The organism is Magnetospirillum sp. WYHS-4 (assembly GCA_039908345.1).
Taxonomy (GTDB): domain Bacteria; phylum Pseudomonadota; class Alphaproteobacteria; order Rhodospirillales; family GLO-3; genus JAMOBD01.
This window is the reverse complement of record JAMOBD010000019.1, coordinates 17,359-44,305: the sequence shown is the minus strand read 5'-3', so window position 1 is coordinate 44,305 and position 26,947 is coordinate 17,359. Positions and strand designations below refer to the sequence as shown.

The following is a 26,947-nucleotide window of genomic DNA, read 5'->3' as shown; positions in this document are numbered from 1 at the left end:
CCGGATCGGCCCGAACCGTCCCGGCGGCAAGAAACAGGACCAGAAGCGAGGCAAGCCAAATACGCATGCGCCAATCCTGCCACCAGCATGGGGAGGGGGCAAGGGCGGCGCCCGCATGGCGGGGGCTCGTTTCGCGAGGAGAATCGATTGAAGGAGCCCAAGGAAAGCGAGCGCCCCCATCACGCCCGCGGCGGCATGCCCCTCCGTCATCACCCTCGTATGAGGCGAGGCAGGGAAACGAGTGGGATGGGCTTGCGCGAAACGCCGCCCGCCCGACACGCGAAAGGGCCGGCGCTCGCGCGCCGGCCCCGGATCGTTCCCGCAAAAACGGGATCGGCCGCTAGTTGGCCTCGATGGCCTTGGTCTCGGTCACCTTGGCGTTCTTGTCGTCGATCCAGACGAACTCGAACTTGCCGCTCTCGGTCACCTTGAAGGGAAAGGCGATATAGGGGTCAGCCGACACCGAGGTGTCCATGTTGGCCGAGAACACCTCCTTGCCGTTGAAGGAGCAGATGAACTTGTTGAGGATCAGGCGCGGGATCACCGAACCGTCCTCGGCCTTGCGGCGCCCGGTCTCCATGGGATGGGAGATCAGGGTCTTGATTTCGATCACCTCGCCCTTCTTGGCGGAGGCGGGCACGCTGATGCGCGGTTTATTGTCGGACATTCCTCAGGCTCCTTACTTGCCGCAGCCGCCGATGGTGACCTTGACTTCCTTCTTGGCGATGAAGGACGAACCGTCGCTCATCACCGCCACCGCGACCACGTTCTGGCTCTGAGCCAGGCGGATACGGGTGGTCACCTTGGCCTGCGGAATGCTGGGGCCGAGGTTGAAGGACACGATGTTCGGCGCCGGATTGCCTTCGCCGAACACATGGATGGCCTTGACGTGGTTGTCGGCGGTCATCGGGCTGTCCACGGTGATCGTGGTCCGCACGGTGGCGGCGTTCTCGGCGATCTCGGGCACGTCCAGATTGATCTTGCCCTCGGTCGGCTTCTTGTTCTTGGTGATCTCGTCGATGAGCATGCCCACCTCTTCCGGGGTGGCCATGGCCTGGGTCGACGCCAGGGTACCGCCCGCCAGGGCCAGGGCCCCAAGGCCCGCCGCCTTCAGGAGGTCGCGCCTGGCGAACGAGGCCTTCTTGCTAGCTTCCTTCGTCATTCCTGTTGGTCCTCTTATTGGTTGCTTGCGTTTCCCCCCGCGGATCCGGGTTGGCCCCCTGGCAACGGTCGATTCCCAACCGCGCCGCGCATGCGAGGCTCCTTGCGGCGCAATCACCTTCCGGAATGTGTCTCCGGTTGGACGTTTCGGGATGCCCTTGCGGGCGGCCGTTGCCGGTTTTCCAGCCTGTATCGTTGGTTCTTGTGTCTCGTACCTCGCCTTCTCTCAAGGTATCCATGAATCTCCGGCGACGCAAGACGTATGCGGATTCCGCGATATCCTGCCTACTCCCGTGCCAGCAGGGCCTTGAGGGCTTCGCCGAAGCTGCCGGTTTCCATGTATCTCATGCCGTAGACGGCGCCCAGGACGATGGAAACCAGGGCCAGCACCGCCCCCAGGGCCAGAGTGGACATCCCCGACATGCCCTGGCCGACCGTGCAGCCCATGGCGGCGACGCCGCCGAAGCCCATCAGGGCGGCCCCCACCAGATGGCGGACGGTGTCGGCGGAATCCGAAAAGGCCTCGATGGCGAAGGTCCGGGTCGCCAGGGCGACCAGGAACGAGCCCAGGACCACCCCGCCCACGGTGGCGATGCCGAAATCGAGCGAGGCCCCGGTGAAGGTCATCAGGTATTGCAGGCTGTCGCCCGAAGGCCGGACGAAGGTGAAGGAATTCAGGGATATGGGCTCGAATTCGTCGAAGCCCAGCCGGCCGGTGATCCACCAGCCGACCGGGACCAAGGCACCCAGGATCAGGCCGGCAGCCAGGTTGTTGGGCGAACGGCGGAACTCGGCGTCCTTGAGGCAGAAGACCAGCAGCCCTCCCGCCACCGCCACCACCGCCAACCCCCGCGCCACGCCTTCCGCCAAGCCAAAGGCCGCCAGCAGCGACGGAATTCCTTGGCTGGCGATACCGCGCTTGGCTAGGTCCAGGTTGGTGGGCTCGATGACCGCCACCCGGAAGGCGCCCAGCAGGCCGCGCATGGTCATGTAGCCGACCACGCCGATCACCAGGAAGACCACCAGGGACTTCAGGTTGCCGCCGCCGATGCGCACCAGGTTCTTGTTGGCGCAACCGCCGGCCATGGTCATGCCGAAACCGAACAGCAGGCCGCCCAGGATGGCGCCCAGCCAGCCCAGGCTGGGAGTCAGGAAGGCCGCCTGCTTCATTTGCACGATGCCGAAATGGTCCAGAGCCTGGGTTCCCAGGATGGCCACGGCGATGGACAGCATCCAGGCGCGGAAGCGGCCCAGATCGCCCATGAACACCATGTCCGAGATCGATCCCATGGTGCAGAAATTGGTTCGGTTGGCCACCGCCCCGAACAGGATACCGGCGGCGAACCCGCCCAGCACCACGATGGTCTTGGCCGAAAGCTCCTCCATGCACGCTCTCCCTCGTCCGCGTGTTTTTCATCCCCCACGCGGAGATATAGCTTGCAAGTGGGATGGCGGGGAAGCGCTTTCCAGCGGCTCCCGAAGTTCTCCCTGGAGCCCGGACCGCGGCAAGGTTAGAATGATCGCAACGCCAAGTTCCGCAAAGGCGACCGCCATGTCCGCCGACGACAGCGAAGAACACCGCAAGGCCCCGCGCCGTACCGGGTTGGAGTTCCGCCAAGCCGGCGAGCGCCGGACGGAAGATCGGCCCTGGCCCTATTACGAAAAGCGGACTCCCAAGAAGCGCCGCTCCAGTGGCGACCGCCGCCACGATGCCGACCGCCGCCACGAGGGCAAGGACGGCGAGTAGCCCAAACGTCCCGCTACCCGATTTCAAGGCATTGTGCCATATATGCCGGGGGAGGAACTTGCGTATGGAGCTTGAGGCCATGCCACCGGATTTCCGGGACGCACACGACCGGCATTGGGACGACGCCGAACTGTGTATTGATGGAGCAACGCTTCGCCAATGCCGATCACCTATACGGCATGGCGGCGGAATGTGGGTTGAAAAGCTTGATGCTGGCCTTCGGCATGCCCTTCGACGACGCCCGCGGCCTGCCAAGCGACCAGAAGGATCGTGAGCATGCCGATGGCATTTGGGTCCGCTACGAGACCTACCGTTGCGGACACCATCGGGGCGTAGTCTACGCCCTGCCGCCAAGCAATCCTTTTGCCGACTGGAAAGTCTCGCAACGCTATGCCAACCGGAATCGTATTGGCCAGAATCGTGCCGATGCGCATCGGGCCGGGGCGCGAGAGGTGCACAGTCTCGTCGTGAAGGCCGCTTTGGAAGGATTGATATGACCACCTTCGATCAAATCCTGCCGAAGGTGGCCGACGTATTGCGTAAGCATGTCGGCGATCTTTCCCGGATTGGCCCGATCTACGTCAACCGCGACCTGAATGGCAAGGTCCGGCTTGTGGTCGGCCGTGCCGCCCATTCCCATGAAGATATCTTGCGGAGCATCGCGGAAGATCTTGCCGAACGGCTTGGTTCGCACGCATTTCCGGCGGAATCGGCCATTCTGTACGAGGACGATCCGGATGTAATTTGTTCCGGGGCCGCCAACTTTCCGCTCGAAGGCTTCGAAAACGTCAGGATGGTCGACCGGCTGGCCATGGAAGGCAACTGGGCATCCATGGAACCCGTATCGCCAGGGGCGCCCCGCATCGTCTTCTTCTCGATCAAGGGAGGCGTCGGCCGTTCCACGGCCCTGGCGGCCTGCGCCTGGTCCCTGGCGCAGGCGGGCAAGCGCGTTCTGGTGCTCGACATCGACCTGGAATCGCCGGGCCTGTCTTCCGCCCTATTGCCGAAGGACCGCCGCCCGGCCTACGGCATTGCCGACTGGCTGGTCGAAGACCTGGTGGACAACGGCGACGACTTGCTCGCAGACATGTTCGCGATCAGTGACATCTCCCATGACGGCGAGATTCGTGTTGTCCCGGCGTATGGCAGGGAACCGGGCGAATACCTGTCCAAGCTCGGCCGGGTCTGGATGCCCAAGGTGGACAATGAAGGTGGGCACAAGCCTTGGTCGAAGCGGCTGTCGGATCTGGTCGAAAGGCTGGAGGCGCGTTTGCTCCCTGACGTGATTCTGATCGACTCGCGGGCAGGCATCGACGAAGTGGCTTCCAGTTGTGTCACCGGCCTGGGGGCCACCCTCGTTCTGCTGTTCGCCATCGATGGCGAACAAACCTGGGCGGGCTACCGCATCCTGTTCCAGCACTGGCTCAGGTCGGGTGTGGCGCAGACCATCCGCGAGCGATTGCAGTTGGTGGGCGCGATGATTCCGGAATTGGGCGCTGCGGAGTACTTCGAGGGCCTGCGCGAACGAGGCTACGAACTGTTCGCGGACAACCTGTACGAGGAAATACCCGCGGATGCTGTCGGGGGGGAATGGAGCTTCGAGGAAACCGACGAAGGTGCCCCGCACTTCCCTTGGGGCGTCCGCTGGCATCGCGGGTTCGCGGCGCTCCGGTCCATTCATGCGCGCCTCGAAGCGGTGGACCCAGAGGAGGTGAGAGCCGTTTTCGGGCCGCTTGTCGATGGCATCGGCAATGTCGTTCTCCTGGGGAGGGAAAGTCATGAGTGATGCGGCGGCGGTTCGCCAGGCCATTATCGCGGCTCCGCTGGAGATCGTCGCCGAAGGAAAGGCGCCGTGCCCCGCCACGCTCTACATTCCGCCGTCGCATATCAAGGCCTTGCGCTTCGAATCCAGCCTCATCCAAGGTGGGCGGGGGGTGGGAAAATCCTTCTGGGCCGCAGCCCTGGGCTCTCCCGACCTGCGCAAGGCGATGCGTGCCGCCGTCCCGGACCTGGATCGGACCGACGTTCGCATCGGGTTTTCCGTCGGCGAGGATATCGACAGCTACCCGAACCCCGACGTTTTCGCCCAGATGAGAAGTAACGGCAGCGATCCCTACGACATCTGGCGGGCGGTGGTCGTGCGCTGGCTTGCCGGGGTGGTTTCCGAGCCCTTGAACCATCGTACCTGGGAGGAAACAGTCGCCTGGATCAAGGAAAGTCCCGAAGAAGTCGCCCGCTTGATGAAGCGGTCGGTTGCCCTCTTCGCGGAGAAGGAACGTTTCGGCCTGATCGTGTTCGACGCCCTCGACCGTACCGGCAACGACTGGACCGCCATGGACGATGTGGTGCGCGGCGTGCTGCGGGCGGCGCTTTGGCTAAAATCCTTCCCTCGCCTGCATGCCAAGGTGTTCTTGCGGGAAGATCAACTGGAGCGCACCGTGACCGATTTCCCGGATGCGTCGAAGCTGCTGGCCACGAAGACGGAATTGACCTGGGCACAGCACGACTTGCATGGCCTGTTGTGGCAGCGGTTGATCAACGCCCCGGATGGACATGGCGAGATCCTGCGTAAGCTTCACGATTCGGCCCCCCTGCGCTTGACGGATGGGTTCACGGATGAGTTCTATCCGCTGCCGGAGGAAAGCAAGCGGGACGCTGTATTGCGGGCCTTGTTCGAAAAGCTGGCCGGTCCCTGGATGGGACGGGACCGCAGGCGAGGGATTCCCTATGTATGGTCCGTCGGCCATCTGGCCGATGGGCGGGGACAGACCTCGCCCCGTTCGTTCCTGGCGGCGATTTTCCAGGCGGCCGAGGACTCCAGGGACAGATACGGGAGCCATGACTTGGCCCTCCATTACGAGAGCATCAAGCGCGGCATCCAGAAGGCATCGCAAATCCGTGTCGCCGAGGTTGCGGAAGACTATCCGTGGGTACAGGATACAATGTCGCCGCTCGGGGGAGTGAACGTCCCCTGCGATTATTCTCTTATTGAGAATCGCTGGAAGGAGAGTATGCCGCAGGGCCTTCCGACAAGTGAACAGCGCTTGCCGCCGGAACACTTGGCGCGAGGGTGGGACGGCATTCGGGAAGACTTGGTGCGGCTGGGAATCCTGACCGTGAAGAAGGATGGCCGCGTCGACATGCCCGACCTCTATCGGGTTGGGTTCCGCTTGGGGCGCAAGGGCGGCGTCAAGCCCCGGAGCGGGTAAGGAACGGGCGAACGGCGTCACTCCAGCTCGCTCAGCCGCACCGGCCGCGTTCCGCTGCGGGCGAGCAGGTCCTGGAACGCCTCGCTTTTCAGGAAGGCGTATTCCTCCTCCCTTCTGTCGGTAAGGGTTTCGACGGCCCGCAAGGCCTCGTCCACCAGGCCCGGATGGCACATGACGAGGGTGCCGGGCCGCAAGCCCTTCAGCCAGGCGGCGCACAGGTCCGGGTAGGATTCCGAAGGCAGGAAGTCGCGCACGCCCCGGAAATGGCGGTTGCCGGGCATGCCCGCCGCCAGGCTGCGCCGCGTCCAGGCGTCGCCCAGGGCGGCGATGACCAGGGACCGCCTGACCGCCACCCCGACGCGCAAAATGTCCGCAAGAGGCTGGGTGCAGCGGCGCACACGGGTCCCGGTGCGGCGCAGGCGGCGTTCATAGACATCGGCCAGGACCTCGCGGATTCCCGGCAGGACGTGGACATGGTGGTGGCCATCGACGAAAGCCGGCGGGGCGCCGAAAAATTCCTCGAAGCGGTCGACTTGCCGGCCGATCTCGGTGCGGACTTCGGCGACGTCCAGCCGGCGCAGAAGGGCCTGCCTGAGCAATTCTCCCAGGGGGGGGAGGCGGCCGTCCGGGGCCAGACGGGGCAGGGGGCCGCAGGGCGCCTGGTCGGTCAGGGTCAGGTGCAGGCCGACGTCGCATCGGCCGGCCAGCGGCCGCAGCCGCGCCGCCTCCTCCGGCCAAAACGGGCCTCCGACCATGCAACCGGTGGCCGGCAGGCGTTCCCGTAAGATCAGGTCGCGGATGGCCAAGCCGATGCCGGGCGCCAGGCCGTAATCGTCCGCACTGAGGGTGAAGGGTACGAGGGACATCCGTTCAATCCGCCTTGCCGAACCTCACCAAGTCTATATAACCTTGGTCAGGGATTGCCAGCGATCGGACGCAAGATCCGCGCGGCGGTCAAGCGGGGAGCGAGAAGCGCCATGTCGACCGAGGAGCGCAACGGGACGGATTCGGTGGCGACATCGCCGCCTCCGGACATGTCCGTCGTCATCCCCTGCTACAACGAAAGCCGCAACGTCGACGCCCTGTTCCAGCGCCTGGTCCCCGCCCTCGACGCCCTGGGGATGTCCTGGGAAGCGGTCTGCATCAACGACGGCAGCCGCGACGACACCCTGGCCCGCCTGCTGGCGCTCCAGAAGGAAGAGCCCCGCCTCCGGGTGGTCGACCTGTCGCGCAACTTCGGCAAGGAGAACGCCTTGTCGGCCGGCCTGTCGGTGGCCCGTGGCCGGGTGGTGGTCCCCATGGACGCCGACCTGCAGCATCCGCCGGAGGCCATCGCCGACATGCTGGCCAAGTGGCGCGAAGGCTTCGACGTGGTTTATGCGGTGCGCGACCGCCGCAAGGGGCAAGGGGCGCTGCATCGCGTGCTGGCCCGCGGCTTCTACGGCCTGTTCGAGCGCCTGTCCGACGTGCCCTTGCCGCGCGAGGCCGGCGATTTCCGCCTGATGGACCGCAAGGTGGTCGACGCCATCAACGCCATGCCGGAACGCAATCGCTTCATGAAAGGCATCTTCGCCTGGGTGGGCTTCCGCCAGACCGGCATCCTCTATCAACAGGAAGACCGGGCCGGGGGCGAGAGCAAGTGGGGCTTCGTGCGCCTGTTGCGTTTCGCGTTCGTCGGCCTGACCGCCTTTTCCAATTTCCCGCTCATGATGTGGAGCGTGGTGGGGGCGATCATCTCCGGTTTCGCCTTCCTCTATATCGTCGTGCGGCTGCTGCGGGTGCTGTTGTTCGGCATCGACGTGCCGGGCTACGAATCGATCATCGTGACGGTGCTGTTCCTGGGTGGCGTGCAATTGCTCAGCCTGGGCATCCTGGGCGACTACCTGGGCCGCGTCTTCGACGAGGTGAAAGGGCGGCCGCTCTTCATCATCCGCCATACCTACGGTGTCGCGGACGGCGGGGACCGGGGACCGGAGGAAGGCCGATGACGGCGGCGGCCCGGCTGTTGCCGGGCGCGCTGGCGACCCTGCTGTTCCTGGGAGCGGCGCTGTGGAACGGCTACGTGCTGCTCTACTACGACAGCGTCGACTACATCTACCTGCCCTTCGACTGGGAAGACCTGCCGGCCTATCGCACGGCGGCCTATGCGGTGGTCACCACCCTGGGCAAGCTGGCCGGCAGCCTGTGGGCCGTCATTCTCTTCCAATGCCTGGCGACCGCCTACGTTCTCCACGAGGCGCTGGAGGCCTTCGTTCCCGGCCGGACCGAGTGGCTGGTGCCGCAAGTCGCCCTGTTGCTGACCCTCTGCACCGGCCTGCCCTGGTTCACCGGCCAGCTCATGCCGGACGCGTTCACCGGCCCGGTGGTGATGGGTTTCATGGTTCTGGCCTTCGGCCGCGAGGATCTGCCGGCTTGGCGCCGCCTGCTTCTGGTCGCGCTGGTCACGGCGGGAACGGCGGTTCACACTTCCCACGTCGGGCTGGTCGTCGGACTGATCCTGTCCCTGGGCCTGCTGCGTCTGGCGCTACGCCGCCGCTGGCCCGAATTCCGGCCCCGCCTGGGGGTACCGGCCCTGACCGTGGTCCTGGCCCTGGGCTTCATCGTGGCGACCCATTGGGTCACCCAGGGCCGCCCCTTCCTCGCCCAGCCGACCCACATGCTGTGGCTGGCCCGTCTGGTCCAGGACGGCATCGCCAAGCGGTTTCTGGACGACGTCTGCCCGACCAGGGCGGAAGAATTCAAGCTCTGCCCCTACAAGGACGACCTGCCGCCTTTGGCCAACGACTTTCTCTGGCACGGCCTCTCGGTCATCCACAAGCTGGGAGGCTGGGAAGGCTTGCAGGGAGAGGCTCAGGTCATCATTCGGGAGAGCATCCGCCGCTATCCGCTGCTGCACGCGAGAGCATTGGCGGTCCTGACGGCGGAACAACTGGTGATGTTCCGGACCGGTGACGGCATCATCTCCATGCGCTGGATGGTGGGCGACGTGATGCGCCAATACTATCCGAACGAGGCCAAGGCCGTATCGGCCGCCCGGCAGGAAAAGGGCATCTCCTTCCGCGAGATGAACTGGTTCCACATCCCCTTCCTGGCGGCGGCGCAATTGGCCCTGTTTCCGCTGCTCGTCTGGAGTTGGCGGCGGCGCGACCGGGTTTCCTTCGCCCTGGCCGCGACTCTGCTGCTGGCCCTGCTGGGCAATGCCTTCATCTGCGGCGCCCTGTCGAATCCGAACCACCGCTATCAGGGGCGGATCGTCTGGGTGGCGGTGGTGGTGGTGGCGATCGGCCTGTCCCGGTTCAGGGATGCAGCGGCGCGTGCGGAGCCAGACCGCCACTGAGGCTGTCGACCAGCAGCTCGATGCGCTTCCATGTGCGATATCCGGCCATGTCTCCCGCCTGCAGCCGGGCACCGGCCTGCATTTCGGCCACCAGGGCGGCATCGCCGCCGTGTTCCCGGATCAGGAGTTCGGCGGACTGGACCACGTCGGCCAGATGCGGATGCGGATCGAGGCGTCCCATGGTCCTTAGACATAGCCGGGGAAGGTAAATATCCCGTTAACCCGTGCCCGCCAATTCCGCGATGATCTCCGTCACCGCAGGGTCGTGGCCGATGGCGCGCAGGTACCAAAGGCGGCGGGCGGCCGGCGCAACTCGGAAGAGCCGGGATCGAGGCCCAGGAAGGCGGGAATGTCCACCGCAAGTTCGAACGCCCGGATGGATTTCCGTCGCTTTTCGTCCAGCGTCAACCTGCAGCATCTTCCTGCCATTGCCGCGCAAGCTCACGCGGCGTCGTGCAGGGCCTTGGCCACCACGTCCGGCATCCGGGCGATGACGCGCAGGTAGCTCTGCGCCGCCGCGTCCGGAGTCCGGCGCCCCTGCTCCCAGTCGCGCAAGCTGCCGGCGGGGATGCCGAAGCGGGCGGCGAAGGCGTTCTGCGACAAGCCGGTGGCGGCGCGGGCGCGGCGAGCCAGCATCGCCCCGTATCCGCGTTCGAACTCGTCGTCGGTAAGCGGCGCATCGGCATCCGGTTCACCGCGGGGTTTCCCGGTAGCGTCGTGTTTCGCGTTCATTGGCCTTCCTCACGCTGATGATGCGATGGACCTCGCCGCGCAGGGAGAACACACAGACCCAGACGCGCCCCTCGACTTGGCCGTAGGTGACGAAACGCTTCTCGGCGTAGTCGAATCGCACGTCCAGAATGTCCAACCTGTCGGCGTCGGCGAGCACTTCCGCCCCAAAGGCCAGGGATACGCCGTGCTTGCTCAGGTTCCCGGAATCCTTTTCGGGGTCACAAGCGATCCGCATGGCCGCATTATACGGCAATGCCGCACATGACACAATCGGAATTAGGATTGCGAAATTGGCTAAATGACATTTGTCCCGGGCAACTTGGCTCCCGCCAATTCCGCGATGATCTCCGTCACCGCAGGGTCGTGGCCGATGGCGCGCAGGTACCAAAGGCGGCGGCCGGGGAGGCGATAGGGGCCGGCGGGGGTGCCGGCGGCGGCCAGCCGGCGCAACTCGGGAGAGCCGGGATCGAGGCCCAGGAAAGCGGGAATGTCTTCCGCCCCGTGCAGGCCGTTGGAAATCATGAAGGGCATCACCGCCACCGCCGGGGCGGCGGTCAGGCGGGCCCAATCCCGGATGTGGGGCTCCTGTTCCAGGAAGGCGCTACGCACCTCCGCGGCCAGGCCGGTGGCCGCCAGGCGTTCCGCCACCGCCCGCGTCTGGATCGCCGATTCCGGATTGCGACCGCTGCCGTGGCCGACCAGGATCAGGCAGAGTTCGGAGGCCGCCAGGCCTTCCCCTTCCGCCAGGGCGCGCAGGCAGGCGGCGACGGCTTCGGCGAGGCGCGGATGCGTGCCGACGGGATCGCAGAGCACGATCCGCTTGCCGTCCCGTTCGGTGACCGGCCCCGCCAGCCCCATCTCGCGCGGGATCACCTCGCTGGTAATATAGCCCTTGCAGGCCAGGTTGGGCACGATGCGCACCTCGGGTGACACCACCCGGGCGAGGATGTCCTTGAGGAAGGGTTCCTCCTTCCAGAAGGCGACGTGAACCTCGGCGAACCGGCCAAGACGGCGCAGGGTTTCCGCATGCTCGCGGGTCGGACGGCTGCTGTCGGGCGCCTTGGCGGAGCCGTGCCCCACGATCACCAGGGCCACCGGACGGTCAGCCATCGCACTCCCGGGGCTTGCCGCGCCAGCCCAGGTCGCGGGCCAGGGCCGTCACCTTGCCGATGACCAGCAGGGTGGGCGACTTCAGGCCCGCCTTCTTCACGCAGTCGGGCAGGCCGCCCAAGGTGGTGAGCAGGGTTTCCTGTTCCGGCATGGTGCCGTTGCGGATGGCGGCGGCCGGCGTGGCGGCCGGCAGGCCAGCGGTCAGCAACTCGTCGACGATGCGCTGCAGGTTGGTCAGCCCCATGTAGATCACCAGGGTGGTGTCGGGGTCGGCCAGGCTCCGCCAGTTCAATTCCAGTTCGCGCCCTTCCTGGCAATGGCCGGTGACGAAGTGGACGCCTTGGGCCAGCCCCCGGTGGGTCAAGGGAATGCCCGCGTAAGCCGAACAGCCCTGGGACGCGGTGATGCCGGGAACGATTTCGAAGGGGACGCCGTGAGCCGCCAAGTGCGCCGCCTCCTCGCTGCCGCGCCCGAAGACGAAGGGATCGCCGCCCTTGAGCCGCACCACCTGACGCCCGGCGCGGGCCAAGCTGACCAGCAGGTCGTTGATCTCGCCCTGCGGCATATGGTGGTTGCGGGCCGCCTTGCCGGCGAAGATGCGCGTCGTCCCGGCCGGGATCAGGTCCAAGATGGGTTGGGAGACCAGCAGGTCGTAGACCACCGCCTCGGCCTCGGCGATCAGGCGCCTGGCCTTCAGGGTCAGCAGTTCCGGATCTCCAGGACCGGCGCCGACGATATGGACGGTGGCTGCTTTGCTCACCCGGCTCTCCTGTCTTTTCCGGCGCGCGCCCGGTCCCGGGCGGCACGCACGAAGGCCACGAAGCGCTGCGCCCAGCGATTGCCCTCCACATGGCGCAGATGGGCGTAGCTGGCCAGCAGGTTGCCCAGCACCAGGCCGTCGTGACGGCCGTCGATGCCGGTGCCGCGCAGCACCTCGTAAGCGAAGATGGGATCGCCTTCAAGGTTTTCCAGGCTGGAGTAATGGAATTCGTGCGCCGGGATGACGGTGCCCGCCCCCCCTGCCCCGGCGCCCAGGGCCGGCCAGGGATTGGCGCCGGTCTCCTTCAGCCGCACGTAGCCCCGCCCCTGGGGCGCCTTGTGCATGACCACGTCACCGGGAATGGCGCCCGCCATCTCGCAAGTCACCCCCTGCCAGGTCAGGCTGCGCGCCAGATACATCAGGCCCCCGCACTCGGCATAGGTGGGCAGGCCGCCCGCGATGGCGGCCCGGATGGCCTCGCGCAACGGCACGTTCGCTTCCAGCGCCGCCATGTGGGTTTCCGGAAAACCGCCGCCGATGAACAGCCCATCCACCTCGGGCAGACCGGGGGCGGTCATGGTATCGAAGGGCACCAGGCGGGCTCCGGCGGCCTCCAGTGCCTCCAGGTCTCCCGGATAGTAGAAGCCGAAGGCGGAATCGCGGGCGATGCCGATCCTGACCTCGGGCTGGGAGGGGGCCGGGCGCGGTACCGGAGCGGCGGTGAGAGGCACCGCCCGGCGGGCGACTTCCAGCAGGCGGTCCAGGTCGACTTGGCGCGCCACGGTGTCGGCAAGGCGCTCCACCTGGCTGCGGGCATCGCCGGATTCGTTGCTGGGCACCAAGCCCAAGTGACGCTCGGCGATTTCCAGGTCCGAATCGTGGTGGACGGCGCCCAGGACCGGAACGTCCGTGTAGTGTTCGATGATTGCCCGTAGCTTGGTTTCGTGGCGGCTGCCGCCGATCTTGTTGAGGATGACGCCGGCGATGTTCACGCCGGGATCGAAGGCTTGGTAGCCGAGGATCAGGGGCGCGATGCCGCGGGTCATGCCGCGGGCGTCGATGACCAACACTACCGGCGCCCCCAGCAGGGCCGCCAAGGCGGCATTGCTGTTGCTGCCTTCCAGGTCGAGGCCATCGTAGAGACCCTTGTTGCCTTCGACCAGGGATAGGTCGGCCCCCCAGGCCTGGCGCGAGAAGGTGGCCAGGATCTCCGGCCGGGTCATGGTGTAGAAGTCGAGGTTGTGGCAGGGCCGGCCGGCGGCCATGCCCAGCCACATGGGATCGATGTAGTCGGGCCCCTTCTTGAACGGCTGGACCTTGAGGCCCCGGCGTCCCAACGCCCGGCAGAGGCCGACGGTCACCGTCGTCTTGCCGGAGGACTTGTGGGCGGCCGAGATCAGGACATGGGCCACGGCACCCCCCCTAGCCGACGATGCGACCGCGGTCGCGGCCCTCCCAGAGTCGCTTGGCGGCCACCAGGGCGGCAGCCGGGCTGTCGGCCTTGCCCATGACCCGAAGGACGATGGCCGCAGTCCCGTAGACGGTGGCCTCGGCATAGGCATCGGAGAAATCGCCACGCCACAAGGCGGCAAGGCGGGCCGGATCGAGTCCGCCTTCGGGGGCCTCGGTATCCTCGGGCAGAATGGCGGACCATTCCTCCTCGACGGCCTCGCCGCCGTGCAGCGCCATCACCTCGACCGGCTTGGTGGGCCGGCGTTCGACCTCGCCGCCATCGCCCTTGAACACCGCCATGTGGGGCTGGCCCAGCAGGCGGGCGGATTCGCGGTGGATGTCGCGGTAGGCGGGATGGAAGGTGCCGTGCACCTGATAGGGCGCGCCCATGGGATTAAGCATGCGGGCGAAGGTATTGACCGGCGAGCGCAGACCCAGGATGGGCTTGAGGTCCATGATCTCCTGCAGGCGCGGCGAGAAGTCCCTCAGGGACACGAAACCGAAGTTGTGGCGGCGGATGTGGTCGGCCGCTTCCTTCAGCGATCCGGCCACCGGCACGCCCAGGAATTCGAGGGCCTCACGGGCATAGATGCGGCCGGCGGTGTGACCTTCGGTGCCGTGCATCAGGACGCGGACGCCGCCCTTGGCCAACAGCAGCGCCGACAGGATGAACCAGGGAAGCTGGCGGGCCTTGCCGGCATAGGTGGGCCAGTCCAGATCGACGGGGGGCTTGTCGGCGGGGACGTCGAAGAACTCGCGCACGGCACGGGTGAACCCGGCGCCTTCCTCGGGTTCCTCGGTGCGCACCCGCAGCAGGCAAAGAAAAGCGCCGAGTTGCACGGGCTCGACGCGACCGCTCATGATCATGCGGGCGGCATCCGCCATCTCTTCTTCGGTCAAGGGCCGCGACAGGTGCGGCCCCTTGCCGATGATCCGGACATATTGGGCGAACGGGTGTTCTTCAGTCATTCCTTGGCTTCCTTACCCTCTACCCCCCTCGAACCTGCCGCCAGGACGCGGCCGGGCCGGAAAGATACAGGGCTCAGGAAACCGGAGCACCACATTTTTGCGTGATCCCCTCGCCGGTGGCCTTCTTGCGGGCCACGTAGTCGGGATCGATATACTGGTCTTCCAGGCTGAGCGGCAGGAAAGGCAGAACCCGCACCGCGAGCATGACGATGGCGAACACCAAGCCGATTCCGCCCAGGCCCAGGGCCAGTTCGGGGAAGCTGTTGAGATAGCGGAAGATGACGCCGTCGTAGAAGGTGCTGGAGACCTCCATGCCCGGGAACAGCACCAACGGATAGGTCTGGCCGCCAATGATGATCACGTAGACTTGGCAGATGCCGCCGAAGACGATCATCGACGCGGCGATGGCGGTCCAGCGGCGCGAGGTGGTTTGCTTGCTGAACAGGATGGCCAGCGGCGCCAAGCCGCCGATCAGGATCTGGCCGATCCAGAACAGAGCCGTGCAGGGCCCGCCATCCAGCAAGATGAACTTTTCCACGCCGTGGTGTTCGGTGGCGTAGAGGTTGGTCAGGTGCTGGACGATGGTGAAATACAGCACCGCGCCGACGAAGACCTTCAGCAGGTTGCGCATGCGGCAAACCAGATAGTCGCCCAGAGGGCGCCCGGTACCGTGGTAGACGGCCATGATGACCAGCAGGTAGATGGCCAGACCATAGGCGAAGGACATGATGATGAACATCGGCGGATAGAGCGCCTCGTCGTAAGCCTGGCGGGCGACCAGAAAGCCGAAGATGGAGCCGGTACCCGTGGTCAGGATGATGCGCCAGAGCATGGCGAAGAAGCCGGCCAGGGTTTTGTACTGGACGAAGCGTTCGTCCATCATCACCCACGTGTAGATGCCGACCACCGCGAAGAACCCGGTATAGAGGTAGATGTTCCAGGCGAATATTGATTTGAAGTTGTAGCTGGTCATGGCGACGACCAGACGGTCCGGCCGCCCCAGATCGAGTACCAGTACCGCCAAGCCGCCGGTCAGCAGCGCGATGGACAGCAGGGCGGACAAGGGGGCGAGCGGCTTGTAGTCCTTCACCTCGAAGACCGAGGAAATGGAAGCCACGTTCAGCGCTCCGGAGGCCGCGACGATGAGAAAGACGGCGAATACGTGCGGCACGCCCCAGACGACCTGGTTGCTCATTCCGGTCACCCAATGGCCCTGGTGTTCCATGTACCAGGAGGCGGCCAGCGCCCCCAGGACGAGCAGGCCGAACAAGCCGAAAAGAACGTAATATCCGACGCTCTTTCCTTCGATCTCGCGGAATGCGATTTCCTTCGCCATGGCAGGTCGGGCTCCCTGGGTCAGATGCCGTGGTAGCGGACGCCGGGGTCGAGGCCCAGGTCCGCCCGGATTTGGGTGGTGGCGATGGTGGCCACGCGCTTGTGGATCTCGCTCGTCGGGTCGTTGAGGTCGCCGAACAGAATGGCGCCATGGCCGTCCTTCAGGCAGGCCTCGGCACAGGCCGGGATACGGCCCTGGTCGATGCGGTGGACGCAGAGCGTGCAGGCATCGACCGTGCCCTTGCCGCGCGGAGCGTGGGGCTTCTGGTCGTCGATGGCTTCGTGCACGAAGGACCGCGCCTTGTAGGGGCAGGCCATCATGCAATAGCGGCAGCCGATGCACAGGTGCTTGTCGACCAGGACCACGCCATCCACACGCTTGAACGAGGCGCCGGTCGGGCAGACGTCCACGCAGGTCGGGGCAGTGCAATGCTGGCACATGATGGGCAGCGAGAACTTGCGGCCGGACTTGGGGTCGCGGACGTTGACCTTGCGGATCCACTGCACGTCGGTCTTCGGCCGGTCGAAGCCGTGCCAGCCGTTCTCGGCCTTGCAGGCCTTGACGCAGGTATTGCATTCGGGTTCGCACTTGGTGATGTCGACCAGCAGGCCCCAGCGGACACTGCCGCTGGTGGCCTCGTGGGCCGGCTTGGCCTCGGCCGGGAAGGCGAACAGGGTCACTCCGGGCGCGAGCGCCAGAGTGCCGAGGGCGGCACCTCCCGAAAGGAAACGGCGGCGTGCAACATCGAAGTCCATCTCCGGCTCCTTGGCTCGATCAAGGGTGTCGGTCATTTCGCGGCGCCCCCCTGGGCGTTTTCGTCGGGCAGCTTGTGGGCATGACATTCGAAGCAGTCGATCCAGACCGCGGCGTACTGGTGGCACTGGTAGCAGAAGTGCTCGACGCTACGGCTCTGGTCGACCTTGTTGTTGGGATCGGCAACCGCATGGCATTCGATGCAGGTCTTCATGCTGTACTTCGTGCCGCGGATACCGCGATACAGCGTGTCCTCGCGCTGGTGCTTGAGGTAGTTCATATGGTAGCGGCGCATGACGTCCGTGGGTTCCAGGCACTTGTCACCCTTGCCCTTCCACAGTTCCGGCATGGGCACGCGGCCCTCGCCGGCCATGGCCGGCAGGGAAGCGACGAGCACCGCGGCCGCCAGGGCCGCCGCAAGGATGGCAATGAACCTGAAACTCCGCCTCATGGCGCTATCACTCCCCAAGTCCCATCTGAATGTAGCCGGTCGGGCAGACGTCCACGCATATCTCGCAACCCACGCACTTGGCGTAGTCCGTCGTCACGTAGCGTCCCATGGTCTTTTCCGAGCTCTTGACGCGCGACACCGCCGTTTGCGGACAGTAGATCATGCAGGTGTCGCACTCGAGGCAAAGGCCGCAGCTCATGCAGCGATCCGCCTCGGCCACCGCATCCTCCTCGGTGAGGGCCTGCAGGCGCTCCCGGTGGTCGCCGACGATCGAAGCGGCGTCGACGTGCCGGTGGCGGCGCAGGTGGCGCGATTTGGTCTTGAAGTAGCCGAGAAACAGGTCCTCGACCGGAACGATGTTGGAAGACGCGCGATCCTCGATGTTGTGCACCGCGAAGCGGGCCCCGTCGGTACCCCAGGTCTGGGCATGGTCGTAGTCGGAGGGCCCGAGACCGGCACGGGTCAACTGGTCCAGCAGGTCGAAGGTCTTGACCTGGACGCGTGGCGGCTTGTCGCGCTCGATGCCGTTCAGGTAGTGGTCGATGGCGTCCGCGGCCTTCCAACCGTGTCCGATGGCGGTGGTCAGCAATTCCGGATTGACCATGTCGCCGCCGGCGAAATGGCTCTTGCGGCCCTTGACCCGATAGACGAGGTCCGCCTCGGTCCACCCCTTGCCGCTGGTGTCGATGGCCTCGATGCCGGCGAAGTCCGACCCCTGGCCGGTGGCGGCCACGATCAGCGAGCATTCGATATCCTGCTCGGTGCCCGGCTTCTCGACCATCTTGCCGGTGCTCCAGTCGGTGGCGATGACACGTAGCGCCGTCGCGCGGCCATCGGCCCCGCGGACCACCTCGACGGGCGCCAGGGCATCCCGGATTTCCACGCCCTCCTCGCGGACGCAGGCGATCTCCTCCTGGCCCGCCGGGGCCATGGCGATGGGACGCCGGTAGACGATCACCACGTCGGAGGGGCCGAGATCGGCAGGGGTTTCGGCATGGACCGCCATGCCGGCGATCACGTCTTCCGGCCGCTGGCCGGCAGGAACGGTCTTGGCGCACCCCAGGCGGCGGGCCACGGCGGCGCAGTCCATGGCGGTGTCGCCGCCGCCGATAATCAGAACGCGACCCGCCAGGTATTTGAGCCGGCCCTCGTTGGCCGCCTGGATGAAGGTGATGCCGTCGACGCAGTTGGGGCTTTCCTTGAAGCCGGGATTGGCCAGCGGCTTGCCCTTCCAGGCACCGATCCCCCAGAACACGGCATCGAAGTCCCGTTCCAGGTCGGCGATGGAAACGTCGGTGCCGACCCGGGTGTTGGTGCGCACCGCGATGCCCAGTTCGAGGATGCGGGCGATTTCGGCGTCCACCACCTCGCGCGGGCAGCGATGGGTGGACAGGCCGTACTGGAGCATGCCGCCGAGCTTTGCCTTGCTTTCGAACAGCGTGACCGCATGCCCCTTCAGCCGCAATTGGTAGGCGGCCGACAGGCCGGCAGGGCCGCCGCCGACCACGGCGACGCGGCGCCCGGTCTCGACCGCCGGCTTGGCGAACTTGAGGCCGTGCTCCAGCGCCCAGTTGCCGATGTAGTGCTCGATGGAATTGATGCCGACGTGGTCTTCCACATTGTTGCGATTGCACTTGCCTTCGCAAGGCGCCGGGCAAACGCGGCCCATCAGCGCGGGAAAGGGATTCGCCTTCGTCATGCGCCGGAAGGCGTATTCCTGCCAGGACATATTCTTGTCGGTGGGCTTGTCGAGCCCCCGCACGATGTTCAGCCAGCCGCGCACATCGTGCCCCGACGGACAGGTCGCCTGGCAGGGAGGCGTGCGAAGGAGGTAGGTCGGGCAACGCAGGGATTCGCCGGACGTGACCTGTTCCGAGGTCCAGTCCGTATCGTTGGGGCTCTCGCCGTTCCTGAAGCGCCTGTATGTAAATGCCGACTCGTTCATGACAGCCATCCGTTCTTCCCGTTGGACATTGCGATACCGGAAGGTGGGCCCTTCTCTGGTTACGGCCGTCTTGTCCATGGCCCCGGCGGCGCCGTGCCCGCCGGGGCTTTGCCTGAACGAACTACTCCTTGGTACCGAGCACGATGGCGTTGCTGACCAACTGGTGAACGCCGACCACCGCCTCCATGTCGAATTCGTAGTACGGCAGGATCTTGGTGAACTGGGCCTTGCAGATGGCGCAGATGGAGGCCATGTGGGTCACGCCCTCGCTCTCCTTCACCGCATTCAGGGCCTGCATGCGGGGCATGGCGCCCTTGACGCGCAGTTCCATCAGGTCGTCGGTGAGCAGGCCGCCGCCACCGCCGCAGCAGAAGGTCTTTTCGCCGATGGTATTAGGGTCCATGTCGACGTACTTGCCGCAGACCGCCTTGATGACCTCGCGCGGGATCATCATCTGCCCGCCCGGCATATCGCCCATGCGCGAACCCCGGGCGACGTTGCAGGAATCGTGATAGGTCAACGTCATGTGGTCGTTGGCGCTCTTGTCCAGCGTCAACGCGCCGCGCTTGATCAGGTCGTAGGTGACCTCGCAGATATGCTGCGGCACCGGATACTTCGGATCGAGGAAATCCCAGGGGCCGGCCAAAGTGTTGAGGAAACTGTAGGCGACACGCCAGGCATGGCCGCATTCGCCGAACACGATGCGCTTGACGCCCAGGTCCCGGGCCGCCTTGCGGATGCGGTTGGCGATCTTGTGCATCTGGTCGTAGGACCCGATGAACATGGCGAAGTTGGCCGCCTCGGTGGCGTGGGTGGAAAGCGTCCAGGACATGCCGGCCTGGTGGAAAACCTTGGCGTAGCCGATCAAGCTCTGGGTATGGGGCTCGGCGAAGAAGTCGGCCGAGGGCGTGACCAGCAGGATATCGGCGCCTTCGACGTCGATGGGGAACTTGACGTCGGCGCCCGTCTCCTCCAGCACGTCCTCTTCCAGCCCTTCCAGGGTCGATGCGAGAGCCGGACCCGGCAGGCCCAGGTTGTTGCCGATCTTGTGGACCTTGCCGATGATTTCGTTGGTGTACTTCTGGCCGTGGCCGATATGGTCCATGATCTCGCGGGCAGCCATGGAAATTTCAGCCGTGTCGATGCCGTAGGGGCAAAACACGGAACAACGGCGACACTGCGAACACTGGTGGAAATAGGTATACCAGTCGTCCAGCATCTGCTTGTTCATCGGCTTGGCGCCGACCAGGGTGGGGGCGATCTTGCCGGCCGGGGTGAAGTACTTGCGATAGACCGAACGCAGCAGGTCCTGGCGGGCGACCGGCATGTTCATCGGATCGCCGGTACCCAGGAAGTAGTGGCATTTGTCGGTACAAGCGCCGCAACGCACGCAGGCATCCAGATAGACCTGGAGGGACCGGAACTTGCCCAACAGCTCGCGCAGCTTGTCGACCGCCTTCTGCTCCCAATTGTCGACGAGTTCTCCGGGAAAGCCGAGCGGCTCCTGGTGAGCCGGCTGGGCGACGAAGGATTTCAAGTGGGCCATGGCGCCCGGCTTCAGGCTGGGCAACTCGATCGACTTGGTGAGTTCCGGGACTTCGAAATCGGACTTGGCCACGGTCAGCTCCTACGTCGCAGGAAGAATAAAGTCTATCCAGGTTCCAGAGTCTCAGGCTGGGCGTTCGGCATCCTTGGACGCCGCCCAGGGCGCCACGTGACGGCGTTCGCGGGCATCGTCGGCTTGGTTGCGGGTCGGGCTGAAGAAGACGCCCGGCGCGTGGAGAAGCTTGCTGAAGGGAAACACCACCATCAGCAGCGCCACCAGGGTCAGATGAATGATCAGGAACGGGTCGTCGGGCAGCGGACGCCAGTCGAACCGCATCAGGCCCAGGAAGAAGGCCTTGACGGAAATGATGTCGGTGCGAGCCACGAAGCGCATCATCAGCCCGCTGAACCCAATGCCGACCAGCAGAAGCAGCATCAGATGGTCCGAGGGATTGGAGATGTAGCGGATGCGCTCGATGCCGATGCGGCGGTACCAGAGGCCGAACAGGCCAACCACCATGGCGAAACCGCCGTAGGCGCCGAAAGGCTGAACCAAGTGCACCCAGAACCACACGGGCTCCTGGAAATAGCGCAGGTGACGCATCACGACCAGAGCCAGCGAGGCATGGAACAGGGCGCCCAGCAGCCATATCCACTTGTTGGAGTTGAACAGGCTTTCGAACAGCAGGACCTCGCGCATCACCCGCAGGGCGGCGCCGCCCTGGGTCAGGGGGGCGGGCGTGGTGGGAATCTTGAGCGGCGCGGGCGTCTTCCAGTATTGGGCGATCTTGAACGCCAAACCACCGACCAGAATCACGGTCGCAACGTAGAACAATAGGGCAAACACTACCGTCAGCGTCGACATGGCGCTCTCGTCCTTCTCGTCCTGGGCTGTTCACGGGTTGGGGGGACCCTGCCGGTCCCCCGTCCCGGATCCGACGAACTTAGATGCAACCGGTCGGCTTGGGCAGGCCGGCGATCTTGCAAGCCTGCTTGGCGGGACCGTACGGGAAAAGCTCGTACAGGTACTTGTTGCTGCCCTTTTCGGGACCGAACTTCTTCTTGATGGCCTTGACCAGGACGCGGATGGCCGGCGCGATCTGGTATTCGTCGTAATATTCGCGCAGGAAGTTGATAACTTCCCAATGCTCGTCCGTCAGCTTGACGTCTTCTTCCTTGGCGATGATCTCGCCCAGTTCCTTCGACCACTTGCCGATATCGAGGATATAGCCCTCTTCGTCGTGCTCGATGGTCTGGCCATTCACTTCGTAAGCCATATTTGTAACTCCTTTTCCTTCGATCCACCCGCTTGCGCGGGTAACTGATGGCACTAACCCGTCGCTTATCGTCTGGTCACAGCCAGGACTGGACCGTGCCGTGCTCGACGACCAGGTCGACGAATCCCCCGTAATCGACCACAGTGACGCCTTCCAGGACGCGGTCGTCGCCAATGGCCCGGGCCTTGAGGTCCGGCCCTAAGGCGTAGATCGCGTGATCCTTCGCGATGGCGGCCATGGCGGCGGCCAGCGAAGTGTTCTTGGTGACCGCATAGACGCCGTCTTCGAGAAACAGCACCGGCGTGCCCTTGGGGGCGGTGCGCAGGAAGCTGTCGAGCGAGGCGCGCTCGAACGGCGACTTGTTGATGGTGTTCAGCATGGTTCACATCCCTCCGTCGTCGTCAGCCGCCCAGAATCACGTCCATCTCGGCCATCAGTTCGCCCACTTGCTTGGCGGGCAGGACCTCGACCTCGATGATGAAATCCTCGGGCGTCAGCCCGCGGGCCTCCATGGACTCCTTCTCGACGATCAGGCGCCACTTCATCTCGGCGTCCGGATCTTCGTCGGCGTCTTCCTTCTCGGCCTCCAGAATGCGGTAGGTGGGCGAGAAGTTTTTCATGTTCACCGGCTTGGTGTCCATGCCCTTGCGGATCTGATAGACGCCGTCGTCCATGAACACGACGTTGGTATTCTGCTCGAAAGCCGCCGAGATGAGGATCATCTCCAGCACCTCGAGGGCGTAAATGGTTCCGTAAGGGGCCTTGCGGTTCAAGAACATGAACTGCTTGTGGACACCCTCGGTTTCGAAGGAACCTTCCATATCTTCGCTCATCGATCCCTCCCGATCCTCAGTCGCCGAACATGACCGTGCGGTCGGCGGCGATGCCGACCTCGATCAGCTGTCCAAGGCCGGAGATCCGGAAGCCTTCGGCCAGGATCTCCTCCTTGATGCCGCGCCGAAGCGCGGCGGCGATGCACACGACCAAATCGATCTTGTGCTCCTTCGCCAGTTCTCCCCACAGCTTGACCAGATTGCGGTCGTCGGCCTGCGGCTCGGACAGACGGTTCGCGTTGTTGACACCGTCGTAGTAGAAGAACACGCGCATCACCTGATGGCCCTTGGCGATCGCCGCCTTGGTGAACTGGTAGGCGGAGTCGGAGGCCTGGTGGGTGAACGGTCCTTCGTTGACCAGAATACCGAACTTCATGTTCCGATGTTTCCTTTTCCCCCTGGGTGGTCCGCTTCGTTAGAAGCGAACCTGGGCGGAGGCGTTGAGAGCGGGACGCCCGCCCTTCCACGTCTCCAAGTGGAACTTGGTGAAAGGCAGGCCGGTGAGTTCGAAGAACCGCGGCCAGCCGACCCGGTCGATCCACTCGCCCACGCGCTCCCAAGCCTTGGCGTCTTCCTTGTAGGCACGCAGGATACGCTTGACGACATCGGCGGCTTCGGGCCAACGCGGCGGGTTGTTGGGGATGTTCGCGGCCACCAGCTTGTGGAAGGTGGGCTTGGAGCGGGTGGAAGAGTGCTTGCCGCCCACCCAGATCGCCACGCGGGTGAATTCCGGGTGGTTGATCTGCATCGGCGGACACGGCGGGAAGCAGGCGCCGCAGCAGACGCACTTCTTCTCGTCGACTTCCAGCGACGGCTTGCCGTTGACCATGGCGGGCCGGATGGCCGCCACCGGGCAGCGTGCGATCACCGACGGACGCTCGCAGACGCCGGCCACCAGGTCGTGATTGATGCGCGGCGGCTTGGTGTGCTGCACGTTGACCGCGATGTCGCCCTGGCCGCCGCAATTGATCTGGCAGCAGGAGGTGGTGATCTTGACGCGGTTCGGCATTTCCTCGCGGATGAACTCGGCGTGCAACTCGTCCATCAGGGACTTGACCACGCCCGAGGCGTCGGTGCCCGGAATATCGCAGTGCAGCCAGCCCTGGGTGTGGGAGATCATGGTCACCGAGTTGCCGGTGCCGCCGACCGGGAAGCCTTCGGCTTTCAGCTTGTCGATGAGGGGCTGCACCTTCTTCTCGTCGGTCACCATGAACTCGATATTGGAGCGCACGGTGAAGCGGACGTAGCCATCGGCGAACTGGTCGGCGATGTCGCACAGCTTGCGGACGGTATAGACGTCCATCTGGCGCTGGGTGCCGGCCTTGACGGTCCAGACTTCGTCGCCGCTATAGGAGACGTGGTGCAGAACGCCCGGCTGCGGGCGGTCGTGCCACTTCCAATTGCCCTTGTTTTCCACAAGGACGGGATGCATGAACGGTTCGGGTTCCGGAACGCCACACTCGTCGGGCATACGGGGCTGAGTCATTTGATCGTCCTCCAAGCAATCTCTAAGGGGCGGGGGGGGAAGCAGGCGGCCCTATTCGGCCGCCGCAGCCTTCCGCTCGTTCCACTTCTCCACCTCGGCTTCCCAGTCGTCGCCGTCGATGCGGACGTAGGAATTGGTGCGCGGGTGGTTGATCATGTTCGGATCGACACCGATCTCGAGCCCTTCCAGCAAGGTCCCCAGGCCGATGCGGGCGATCATCTCGCCGACACGTTCATGTTCCAGAGCGTTTTCGGCGAAGAACTCGATGATCTTCTGGCCGAGTTCGACCAGCGCCTCGTAGTCCTCGTCGTCCTCCAGCTTCATGAAGGGCACCACCACCGAACCCAGCATATCGCCGACCTTCAGGGTCCGCTTGCCGCCGACCAGAATGGCAGCGCCGCGCTTCTTGCCCGGCTTCAGGGCCTTGGTCATGACGTTCAGGCAGTGCATGCAGCGCACGCAGCTCCGGTTGTCGACGTCGAGGGTGTCGTCGTCGTTCAGGGACAGCGCGCGGGTCGGGCACATGGAAATCACCTGATCGATGATGCCCTTGCGGCCCAGCTTCTTGACGTAGTTCTTGACCTCGGCCTGATCGACCTGCATGTCGTCGGCCCAGGTGCCGATCACCGCCATGTCGGCGCGGTGGATGGCATTCGAGCAGTCGTTGGCGCAGCCCGAGAACTTGAACTTGAACTTATAGGGCAGAGCCGGGCGGTGCATGTCGTCCAGGGTGGAATTGATACACTCGCGGAGCGCCTTCTGCTCGTCGTAGCAGGACATCTCGCAACGCGCGGCGCCGACACAGGAAGTCGAGGTGCGCACGGCCGGACCGGCCCCGCCCAGGTCGAAGCCCATCTCGTTGAACTCGTCGAAGGCGGGCTGGACGTTCTCGCTACGGCAACCCTGGAACATGATATCGCCGGACTGGCCGTGGAAGGCGATCAGGCCGGAGCCGTACTTTTCCCAGATGTCGCAGAACTTGCGCAACGTCTTGGTGTCATAGTGCATGCCGGCGGGCGGCATGATGCGCAGCGTGTGGAACTCGGAGGACAGCGGGAACTTGTCGGCCACCTCGGAGAAGCGCGGAATGACGCCGCCGCCGTAACCGAGAACGCTGATCGCGCCGCCCTTCCAATAGCCCAGCCGGGTCTCGTAGGAGTGCTCGAGCTGGCCCAGCAGATCCTTCATCATGTCGGCGTAGGGCTTGCCTTCCGACTGCGCCAGACGCTTGATGCCGGTGATGAAGCTCGGCCACGGACCCTTCTCGAGCTCGTCGAGCATCGGCGTCTTGTGCATTTGTTTCGCCATGGATACTCCTCCAACACGCTTACTTTTTTCCGCCTCCCCGCAGCCTGCCATCCCTTGAGACGGCGGAGAAACGATCCCTGACCTGGGTTCAACGTCCAGTCGATCCTGCTCGGCCCACCTGCATCGCCTGAGGGCGCGCACTCCAGAACAGCCACCCGGACCGGATACTCATCCCCACGAAAGCCAACGGCTCCGGAGGCATCGAGCGCGCGGAAAAAACCGGTTCGGTGAACCTGCCGTCCCTGCTTGTCGCAGGGTGGATATGCCGGACGTATTCCTCCTCGGTCAACTCATCGCGGCCCATTCTTCCCCGCAGATCGACCGGCCGCTGTCGACCCACCTTGCTGCCTTGTATATTAAAACAATCTAATATGGAAGCCCCTATCGGTATTTTTTTCTATCCCAAATCCCCCTCTGGAGGTTAGGGATTTTTCAAGCTTGGCATCCGCCCTGGCGTCTCCCGAGCGGGTGGTCTATGTCTACCACGAACCGCCGCGAAACGACCGTATATTCGATTACCCTAATGTACGGTCCGGGTCAAGGCGGACGAACGACGGTTTCGGGGATCGGAACAGGAGACGGAAAATGGCTGGAACCACAGTTGCGGAAGCCGCGCCGCCGGGCGCCGGCGGCCCCTTCGATCTAGAGGCGCCGGAGGCCTATGCGCGCTGGCGCGAATGGAAGCTGGCGGCAGCCCCCCGGGCTGCCGGCGAGCTGGTGGTCGAAATCAAGGACCCGTTCGATATCGATGCCGTCGAGCATGCCGCCCTGCTAGACCGGCTCCAGAGGGCCAACATGGCGCTGTTCGTGGCGCCGCCCGTGGATGCCGAGACGGGCAAGCGCCTGATCCGCGAGGTCGGGACCCGCTTCGGCCTGGAGCGCCTGGACGCCAACATGCTGGCCGACGACGACGGCATCACACCGCTGACGGTGATCGGCGAGGGGCGGCGCACCAACTACATCCCCTACACCAACCGGCCGATCAAGTGGCACACCGACGGCTACTACAACACGCTCGATCGCCAGGACCGCAGCCTGCTGCTCTATTGCGTCTCGGATTCGCAGACCGGCGGCGAGAACGCCCTGATGGACCACGAGATCGCCTACATCCTGCTGCGCGACACCGATCCGGAACACATCCGCGCCCTGATGCATCCCCACGCCATGACCATCCCGGCCAATACGGAAGGCGGCGAGGAAATCCGTGTCGCTCGCACCGGGCCCGTCTTCCTGGTCGATCCCGAGAACGGCTCCCTGCACATGCGCTACACGGCGCGCAAGCGCAACATCGTCTGGCGGGACGACGCGGCGACGCGGGCGGCGGTGGCGGCTCTGGAAGCCATTCTTGATGCCGATTCGCCTTACGTGTTCCGTCATCGCATGGCGCCGGGACAGGGCTTGGTCAGCAACAACGTGCTGCACGACCGGGCGGGCTTCGAAGACGGCCCGGAGGGCGGCAAGAAGCGCTTGATCTACCGGGCACGCTATTTCGACCGCTTGTCCGGCACCGGCCTCAGGGACGTCTGGAGGGGCTGA

The 26,947-nt window shown here is 64.9% G+C and carries 31 protein-coding genes; 7 read left to right on the top strand and 24 right to left on the bottom strand.

The features are described 5' to 3' along the window. Positions 1-340: 340 nt before the first annotated feature. From soxZ to H7841_07720, 3 genes are all read right to left on the bottom strand, one after another. Positions 341-667, bottom strand: coding sequence for a thiosulfate oxidation carrier complex protein SoxZ (gene soxZ / locus H7841_07730; GenBank protein MEO5336766.1), 327 nt, complete (start codon positions 665-667; stop codon positions 341-343). Between the two features lie 12 nt (positions 668-679). Further along, a complete protein-coding gene (gene soxY, locus H7841_07725) occupies positions 680-1,162 on the bottom strand; it encodes a thiosulfate oxidation carrier protein SoxY (GenBank protein ID MEO5336765.1) in 483 nt (160 codons plus the stop codon). Between the two features lie 284 nt (positions 1,163-1,446). Further along, a complete protein-coding gene (locus H7841_07720) occupies positions 1,447-2,547 on the bottom strand; it encodes a YeeE/YedE family protein (GenBank protein ID MEO5336764.1) in 1,101 nt (366 codons plus the stop codon). A 166-nt stretch (positions 2,548-2,713) separates the two neighbouring features. Between H7841_07720 and H7841_07715 the strand changes: the two genes are divergently transcribed. The 4 genes from H7841_07715 (at position 2,714) to H7841_07700 (ending at position 6,117) form a co-directional block, all read left to right on the top strand. Beyond that, positions 2,714-2,908, top strand: coding sequence for a hypothetical protein (locus tag H7841_07715; GenBank protein MEO5336763.1), 195 nt, complete (start codon positions 2,714-2,716; stop codon positions 2,906-2,908). A 140-nt stretch (positions 2,909-3,048) separates the two neighbouring features. Beyond that, the gene (locus H7841_07710; GenBank protein ID MEO5336762.1) at positions 3,049-3,405 is read left to right on the top strand and encodes a hypothetical protein; all 357 of its coding nucleotides are present in this window, start codon (positions 3,049-3,051) and stop codon (positions 3,403-3,405) included. Then, complete coding sequence (locus tag H7841_07705; protein MEO5336761.1) at positions 3,402-4,694, top strand: AAA family ATPase; 1,293 nt, start codon at positions 3,402-3,404, stop codon at positions 4,692-4,694. The genes H7841_07710 and H7841_07705 overlap by 4 nt, the downstream gene beginning before the upstream one ends. Next, entirely contained in the window at positions 4,687-6,117 is a 1,431-nt protein-coding gene (locus H7841_07700) for a hypothetical protein (GenBank protein MEO5336760.1), read from the top strand. Before H7841_07705 ends, H7841_07700 begins: the two co-directional genes overlap by 8 nt. Before the next feature lie 17 nt (positions 6,118-6,134). On the opposite strand, the gene H7841_07695 is transcribed toward H7841_07700, so the two are convergent. After that, entirely contained in the window at positions 6,135-6,983 is an 849-nt protein-coding gene (locus H7841_07695; protein MEO5336759.1) for a ChbG/HpnK family deacetylase, read from the bottom strand. Positions 6,984-7,094: 111 nt separating this feature from the next. On the opposite strand from H7841_07695, the gene H7841_07690 reads away from it, so the two are divergent. Beyond that, the gene (locus H7841_07690; protein ID MEO5336758.1) at positions 7,095-8,105 is read left to right on the top strand and encodes a glycosyltransferase family 2 protein; all 1,011 of its coding nucleotides are present in this window, start codon (positions 7,095-7,097) and stop codon (positions 8,103-8,105) included. Continuing rightward, positions 8,102-9,454 (top strand): hypothetical protein, encoded by a 1,353-nt coding sequence (locus H7841_07685; GenBank protein ID MEO5336757.1) that lies wholly within the window; start codon positions 8,102-8,104, stop codon positions 9,452-9,454. Before H7841_07690 ends, H7841_07685 begins: the two co-directional genes overlap by 4 nt. On the opposite strand, the gene H7841_07680 is transcribed toward H7841_07685, so the two are convergent. The 20 genes from H7841_07680 to dsrA all read right to left on the bottom strand — a co-directional run bounded on the left by H7841_07680 (position 9,414) and on the right by dsrA (position 25,411). Continuing rightward, positions 9,414-9,635, bottom strand: coding sequence for a hypothetical protein (locus H7841_07680; GenBank protein ID MEO5336756.1), 222 nt, complete (start codon positions 9,633-9,635; stop codon positions 9,414-9,416). The two genes, H7841_07685 and H7841_07680, sit on opposite strands and share 41 nt — an antisense overlap. A 71-nt stretch (positions 9,636-9,706) precedes the next feature. Beyond that, positions 9,707-9,862, bottom strand: a complete 156-nt coding sequence (locus tag H7841_07675; GenBank protein MEO5336755.1) for a hypothetical protein — start codon at positions 9,860-9,862, stop codon at positions 9,707-9,709. Positions 9,863-9,895: 33 nt separating this feature from the next. Then, the gene (locus H7841_07670) at positions 9,896-10,186 is read right to left on the bottom strand and encodes a helix-turn-helix domain-containing protein (GenBank protein ID MEO5336754.1); all 291 of its coding nucleotides are present in this window, start codon (positions 10,184-10,186) and stop codon (positions 9,896-9,898) included. Then, positions 10,146-10,421 (bottom strand): BrnT family toxin, encoded by a 276-nt coding sequence (locus tag H7841_07665; GenBank protein ID MEO5336753.1) that lies wholly within the window; start codon positions 10,419-10,421, stop codon positions 10,146-10,148. Before H7841_07665 ends, H7841_07670 begins: the two co-directional genes overlap by 41 nt. 59 nt (positions 10,422-10,480) lie before the next feature. After that, on the bottom strand, positions 10,481-11,296 hold the full coding sequence (locus tag H7841_07660; GenBank protein ID MEO5336752.1) for a hypothetical protein: 816 nt from the start codon (positions 11,294-11,296) through the stop codon (positions 10,481-10,483). Beyond that, positions 11,289-12,056 (bottom strand): uroporphyrinogen-III C-methyltransferase, encoded by a 768-nt coding sequence (cobA, locus tag H7841_07655; GenBank protein ID MEO5336751.1) that lies wholly within the window; start codon positions 12,054-12,056, stop codon positions 11,289-11,291. The genes H7841_07660 and cobA overlap by 8 nt, the downstream gene beginning before the upstream one ends. Further along, on the bottom strand, positions 12,053-13,468 hold the full coding sequence (locus H7841_07650; GenBank protein ID MEO5336750.1) for a cobyrinate a,c-diamide synthase: 1,416 nt from the start codon (positions 13,466-13,468) through the stop codon (positions 12,053-12,055). The genes cobA and H7841_07650 overlap by 4 nt, the downstream gene beginning before the upstream one ends. A gap of 10 nt (positions 13,469-13,478) precedes the next feature. Beyond that, entirely contained in the window at positions 13,479-14,477 is a 999-nt protein-coding gene (locus H7841_07645; GenBank protein MEO5336749.1) for a glycosyl transferase family protein, read from the bottom strand. A gap of 73 nt (positions 14,478-14,550) precedes the next feature. Beyond that, positions 14,551-15,813, bottom strand: coding sequence for a polysulfide reductase NrfD (gene nrfD, locus H7841_07640; protein ID MEO5336748.1), 1,263 nt, complete (start codon positions 15,811-15,813; stop codon positions 14,551-14,553). A 20-nt stretch (positions 15,814-15,833) separates the two neighbouring features. Then, a complete protein-coding gene (locus tag H7841_07635) occupies positions 15,834-16,604 on the bottom strand; it encodes a 4Fe-4S dicluster domain-containing protein (protein MEO5336747.1) in 771 nt (256 codons plus the stop codon). Continuing rightward, positions 16,601-17,017 (bottom strand): Hdr-like menaquinol oxidoreductase cytochrome c subunit, encoded by a 417-nt coding sequence (locus H7841_07630; protein MEO5336746.1) that lies wholly within the window; start codon positions 17,015-17,017, stop codon positions 16,601-16,603. Before H7841_07630 ends, H7841_07635 begins: the two co-directional genes overlap by 4 nt. Before the next feature lie 7 nt (positions 17,018-17,024). Next, positions 17,025-18,971 (bottom strand): NAD(P)-binding protein, encoded by a 1,947-nt coding sequence (locus H7841_07625; protein ID MEO5336745.1) that lies wholly within the window; start codon positions 18,969-18,971, stop codon positions 17,025-17,027. A gap of 112 nt (positions 18,972-19,083) precedes the next feature. After that, complete coding sequence (locus H7841_07620; protein ID MEO5336744.1) at positions 19,084-20,580, bottom strand: (Fe-S)-binding protein; 1,497 nt, start codon at positions 20,578-20,580, stop codon at positions 19,084-19,086. 51 nt (positions 20,581-20,631) lie between these two features. Continuing rightward, complete coding sequence (locus H7841_07615; protein ID MEO5336743.1) at positions 20,632-21,372, bottom strand: respiratory nitrate reductase subunit gamma; 741 nt, start codon at positions 21,370-21,372, stop codon at positions 20,632-20,634. A gap of 79 nt (positions 21,373-21,451) precedes the next feature. After that, positions 21,452-21,784: a TusE/DsrC/DsvC family sulfur relay protein gene (locus H7841_07610; GenBank protein ID MEO5336742.1), complete on the bottom strand. Its 333-nt coding sequence runs from the start codon at positions 21,782-21,784 to the stop codon at positions 21,452-21,454. A gap of 76 nt (positions 21,785-21,860) precedes the next feature. Further along, positions 21,861-22,163 carry a sulfurtransferase complex subunit TusB gene (tusB, locus tag H7841_07605; GenBank protein ID MEO5336741.1) on the bottom strand — a complete coding sequence of 101 codons (303 nt, stop codon included), beginning with the start codon at positions 22,161-22,163 and terminating at the stop codon, positions 21,861-21,863. A 22-nt stretch (positions 22,164-22,185) separates the two neighbouring features. Beyond that, positions 22,186-22,617, bottom strand: coding sequence for a DsrE family protein (locus H7841_07600; protein MEO5336740.1), 432 nt, complete (start codon positions 22,615-22,617; stop codon positions 22,186-22,188). Between the two features lie 16 nt (positions 22,618-22,633). Beyond that, positions 22,634-22,993 (bottom strand): sulfurtransferase complex subunit TusD, encoded by a 360-nt coding sequence (gene tusD / locus H7841_07595; protein ID MEO5336739.1) that lies wholly within the window; start codon positions 22,991-22,993, stop codon positions 22,634-22,636. Between the two features lie 39 nt (positions 22,994-23,032). Further along, positions 23,033-24,049: a dissimilatory-type sulfite reductase subunit beta gene (gene dsrB, locus H7841_07590; GenBank protein ID MEO5336738.1), complete on the bottom strand. Its 1,017-nt coding sequence runs from the start codon at positions 24,047-24,049 to the stop codon at positions 23,033-23,035. A 105-nt stretch (positions 24,050-24,154) separates the two neighbouring features. Then, a complete protein-coding gene (gene dsrA, locus H7841_07585; GenBank protein MEO5336737.1) occupies positions 24,155-25,411 on the bottom strand; it encodes a dissimilatory-type sulfite reductase subunit alpha in 1,257 nt (418 codons plus the stop codon). Between the two features lie 585 nt (positions 25,412-25,996). Between dsrA and H7841_07580 the strand changes: the two genes are divergently transcribed. After that, the gene (locus H7841_07580; protein MEO5336736.1) at positions 25,997-26,947 is read left to right on the top strand and encodes a TauD/TfdA family dioxygenase; all 951 of its coding nucleotides are present in this window, start codon (positions 25,997-25,999) and stop codon (positions 26,945-26,947) included.